The sequence below is a fragment of the Olivibacter sp. XZL3 genome (assembly GCF_004368405.1).
Taxonomy (GTDB): domain Bacteria; phylum Bacteroidota; class Bacteroidia; order Sphingobacteriales; family Sphingobacteriaceae; genus Olivibacter.
The window spans coordinates 1-4,590 of record NZ_SBJH01000051.1 but is presented as its reverse complement, the minus strand read 5'-3'; the positions used below and the strand labels follow the sequence as shown (position 1 = coordinate 4,590).

The following is a 4,590-nucleotide window of genomic DNA, read 5'->3' as shown; positions in this document are numbered from 1 at the left end:
CTTGATCCAAGAGAAAGAAATTTAACCGGCTCCGAAAAAAAGTAGCCCAAAAACTTGTAATTAATTAGAGTATATGAAAACAATCATTGCAGAAAAACCAAGCGTAGCAAGGGAAATAGCCGGACTTGTGGGAGCATCCGATAAAAAGGATGGCTACCTGACAGGTAACGGCTATTTTGTTACGTGGGCATTCGGTCATTTAATAGGACTGGGAATGCCCGAAGATTACGGCATTTCGGGATTTGATAAAGCATCCCTGCCGATATTGCCCAACCCGTTTTTATTGACCGTCCGCAAGGTCAAAAAAGACAAAGGGTACACCGCCGATACTGGCGCATTAAAGCAACTGAAAGTCATTGAGCAGCTTTTTAAGCAAAGCAACAGCATCATCGTTGCTACCGATGCAGGTCGTGAGGGCGAACTCATTTTCAGGTACATTTATGAATACCTGAAATGCAACAAACCTTTTGAACGCCTTTGGATAAGTTCGCTTACCGAAAAGGCAATAAAGCAAGGCTTCAACAACCTAAAAGACGGGGCAGCATTTGACGGACTGTATCAGGCAGCGCAAGGCAGAAGCCGTGCCGACTGGCTTGTAGGCATCAATGCTACACAGGCATTGAGCATTGCCGCAGGCAACGGTATCTATTCGCTCGGAAGAGTGCAAACGCCCACACTGGCTTTGATATGTAAACGCTACCTCGATAATAAGAATTTCACGGTAAAGAAATACTGGCAGATACAATTATCGCACAACAAAGCACAGGTTGATTTCAAAAGTATTTCCGCAATCAAATGGGACGAAAAGCAGCTTGCCGATGATACCCTTAAAGCTATTCAGCGTGGCGCAATGGCAACCGTTACTTCGGTAGAAACCAAAAGTGTTACGGAACAACCGCCCTTGCTTTTCGACCTGACTGGCTTGCAAAAGGAAGCCAATAAAAGGCTGAAATTATCTGCTGAAGCAACGCTTAATATCGCACAAAGCCTGTACGAAAAGAAGTTTATTACGTACCCACGTACCGGAAGCAAATACATTCCTGAAGATATGTGGGCAGAAATTCCAAACCTTGTGCGGGCATTGCAGAACCGTGAGGATTGCAAGCAAGCACTTACCAAAATTAAATGGGGAAGGTTCAACAAACGTATCGTAAATGACCTCCGTGTAACGGACCATCACGGTTTGTTGATTACAGATAAAGTGCCGTCGGTACTAAACGCAGACGAAAACAAGATATACAATATGATTGCGCTTCGGTTGCTCGAAGCCATATCGCAAGCCTGTGTCAAAGAAATAACCGATGTATCGTTACAGGTATTGCATTACGACTTTACGGCAAAAGGCTGTAAAATTCAGGAAGCGGGTTGGCGTTCCATCAAAGGAAGTTTTACAGACGATGGCGAAGAGCCAGAGCAGGAATTACCTGAATTGCATAAAGGCGACGAACTTGCCATAAAGGAAGCTGCCGTTTTGGAAAAGCAGATCAAACCGCCAGTGCTTTACACCGAAGCCGGGCTTTTGTCGGCTATGGAAACCGCAGGGAAAGAAATTGAGAACGAAGAAGAGCGCAAAGCCCTCAAAAATATCGGTATTGGTACTCCTGCAACAAGAGCCGCCATTATTGAAACCCTGCTTACCCGTAATTATATCCTACGGGATAAACGCTCTTTAATCCCTACCGAAAAAGGATTGCAGGTTTATGAGTTGGTCAAAGAACGCAAGATTGCGGATGTGGCAATGACCGCCGAATGGGAATTGGCATTGCAGAAAATCGAGAATAACGAAGCAGATGCCGGAACGTTCCAAAAGGAAATGGAAACCTATGCCAAATCCATTACCGATGAATTGTTGCAAACTTCTATTGCAAGTACCAATCAGCCGAAACTGACCTGCCCGAAATGTAAAAGTCAGCAACTCGTCATTCGTGATAAAATTGTGAAATGCCCTGATGAGGCTTGTAACTGGGTACAGTTCCGCACCGTCTGCGGTGTGCGAATCAGTATCGAAAACATAACAAGCCTTGTCAATAAAGGCAAAACTTCCTTAATCAAAGGGATGACAAGCAAAGCCGGAAAGAAATTCGATGCTTACATCATTCTGAAAGAAAACGCTGAAAGTTCCTTTGAGTTTGAGAAAAACAAAAGCAGTAAACGCAATGGAAAATAAACCGTCAATCGTACCCAAAAAAATCAGGAACCTGATTTATACCATTCGGGGCAAACAGGTAATGTTGGATAGCGACCTCGCCGCCTTATATCAGGTGGAAACAAAGAACCTGAACAAAGCCGTAAAAAGAAATATTGAGCGTTTTCCTGTATCATTCTGCTTTCAACTGACCGAAGAGGAAGTTGAAAACTTGAGGTTCCAAATTGGAACCTCAAGTTTAAATTACGGCGGCAGACGTTATTTGCCCTATGTTTTTACCGAACAAGGCGTTGCAATGGCATCTGCCATACTCCGTTCAGATATAGCCGTTAAAATGAGTGTGGAAATAATGGAAGCCTTTGTAGAAATGCGGCGTATGCTCATTAGCAACGCTTCTTTGTTTCATCGTTTGGATAATATCGAATTAAAGCAACTGGAAGCCGACCAAAAATTTGAAGAGATTTTTAAGGCTTTGGAAAGCGACAAGCTGCACAGCGAAAAAGGCATTTTCTACAACGGGCAGGTATTTGATGCCTACACCTTTGTTTCCGATATTATCCGAAGTGCCGTAAGCTCAATTATCCTGCTTGATAATTACGTGGATGATACGGTGCTTATTTTACTGGGTAAGCGTAAAAACAATGTAACCGCTACAATCCTTACCAAAAGCATCAGCAATCAGTTACGGTTAGACTTACAACGCTACAATAGCCAATATCCTCCAGTAACTATTGAGGTTTTCTCCGATGCCCACGACCGATTTTTGATTATTGATAATGCAGAACTCTACCATATAGGAGCATCACTCAAAGACCTGGGCAAAAAATGGTTTGCGTTTTCAAGAATGGATATTGAAGTCGGCAGGATGCTCCAAATCTTAAATAATGAATAAAAAACCTCTGATAATTCGGAGGTTTTTCGCTAAATAGGTTATACTCACAAATTTAGACAAGTAGCTTTCTAAAGTAAATTATTAAGCTTCTCTTATTTACAACAGCTATTTCCTGCTTGTATTGGCGGGCATTTTACAGTACCATAACTGCAATACACACAACAATCCCCCTGTAATGGTTTTAATCTTGTTTTGCAATTTTCACATTCATAAAAATACTGGCAAGCATCTGTTGGCATTGTTTCCTCTTTTTTGTGTCCACAGTTTGGGCAAGTTATTATTGATTTTAATTTAATTTCCATTATGATATAACTTTACTTTTTAGTGATTTATAACCTGTCGAATTGATAGCTTTTTCGATTTCGGCAATACTTGTTTGCTTGTTGTCAAACTTAACAATAGCGTTGCCTTTCTCATAGGAAACGACAACTTCGATAATTCCTTTTAGTTTGCTAATCTCTGTTTTAATATGATGTTCACAACCTGAACAAGTCATCCCTTTGATTGTAAACTCAACTTTCTGGATTTTGGAAGTTTGGGTAATAATTGCTTTACTTTCGGTCTTTGGAAAAAAGATGTGGGCATAAAGGGGAAATGACAAAAGTAAAGCCGCCATAACAGTAATAATTCCTAAAAATGATTTTGTTTGCATAAAATTCGGTTTTTCATTTATTTCACATTCACAGTCAATTTGCTTTTTGGGTTTCAACTTTTGAAACCAAGCAAAACCAAGCACTAAAATTGTCAAGCCAATAAAATATGGTCGGAAAGGTTCGAGCCAAGAAAAGGTTGAAGCAATCCCGCTTGTCCCTGCTATTAGAGCTAAAACAGGCGTAATGCAACATAATGACGCAGCAATTGCTGTAAAAAGTCCAGTGCCGATTAGTTTGTTGTCCGTTTTCATATAGTTTATAAAATTTTATTATCATCAAGTATTTCAAAAAATGGGGTCAACATTTTTTCATACTCTTTTGTCAATGAATAAAAAATAGTTTGTGCTTTTCTTTCCGTTTCAATTAGTCTACGGTCTTTGAGCTTTCGTAAATGTTGAGAAATTGCAGAAATTGTCATACCGAGAATATCGCTTAAATCACAAACACATAGTCGTTTTTCTTCATAAATCAGAAACAGGATTTTCAGTCTTACATTGTTTCCCGCCAATTCAAGTCCATTCGACAAATAGTCAAACGAACCGTGAAGTTCTGAAACTCGTTCTTTACAGCGATTGATTTGTTTAATGTCCGCCTGTTGTCTTATACAAGAAGTACTATCCATGTTGCAAATATAGTTAATTTGCTTATTTAAGCAATTGCTAAAATACAAAAAGTTAAAACCGGCTTGGTTGAACTGTTTGTTCCTACTGTATATTTTCGTAAAAGGTTAGTAAATTTCCGTATAAGTCCAAAGTTGCAAATTCTCTTGTGTCGTAGTAAGTGGTTTCTATTTCGGTTTTTTCATTGTGTAATACTTCCTTTGTAAATCGTCAGCAAAAAGTGGACACGATATTTTAAAAACTTAAGGAGTGTTTTCATCAAAAACGTTAGATTTAATT

At 39.7% G+C, this 4,590-nt stretch carries 5 protein-coding genes; 2 read left to right on the top strand and 3 right to left on the bottom strand.

Features of this window, described 5'->3' with window-relative positions:
- The first annotated feature begins 73 nt into the window (after positions 1-73).
- Together EPX21_RS11350 and EPX21_RS11345 are read left to right on the top strand one after the other, a co-directional pair.
- A complete protein-coding gene (locus EPX21_RS11350) occupies positions 74-2,167 on the top strand; it encodes a type IA DNA topoisomerase (protein WP_134089810.1) in 2,094 nt (697 codons plus the stop codon).
- Positions 2,157-3,038: an ORF6N domain-containing protein gene (locus EPX21_RS11345; RefSeq protein ID WP_134089809.1), complete on the top strand. Its 882-nt coding sequence runs from the start codon at positions 2,157-2,159 to the stop codon at positions 3,036-3,038. Before EPX21_RS11350 ends, EPX21_RS11345 begins: the two co-directional genes overlap by 11 nt.
- A 92-nt stretch (positions 3,039-3,130) precedes the next feature.
- Here EPX21_RS11345 and EPX21_RS23360 read toward each other — a convergent pair whose 3' ends face one another.
- Genes EPX21_RS23360 through EPX21_RS11330 form a run of 3 tightly spaced genes read right to left on the bottom strand, consistent with a single transcriptional unit; the run spans position 3,131 to position 4,313 of the window.
- On the bottom strand, positions 3,131-3,340 hold the full coding sequence (locus EPX21_RS23360) for a GDCCVxC domain-containing (seleno)protein (RefSeq protein ID WP_078704224.1): 210 nt from the start codon (positions 3,338-3,340) through the stop codon (positions 3,131-3,133).
- Positions 3,340-3,942, bottom strand: coding sequence for a mercuric transport protein MerTP (gene merTP / locus EPX21_RS11335; protein ID WP_003002375.1), 603 nt, complete (start codon positions 3,940-3,942; stop codon positions 3,340-3,342). The genes EPX21_RS23360 and merTP overlap by 1 nt, the downstream gene beginning before the upstream one ends.
- A gap of 5 nt (positions 3,943-3,947) precedes the next feature.
- Positions 3,948-4,313, bottom strand: a complete 366-nt coding sequence (locus EPX21_RS11330; RefSeq protein WP_003002377.1) for a metalloregulator ArsR/SmtB family transcription factor — start codon at positions 4,311-4,313, stop codon at positions 3,948-3,950.
- Positions 4,314-4,590: the final 277 nt, after the last annotated feature.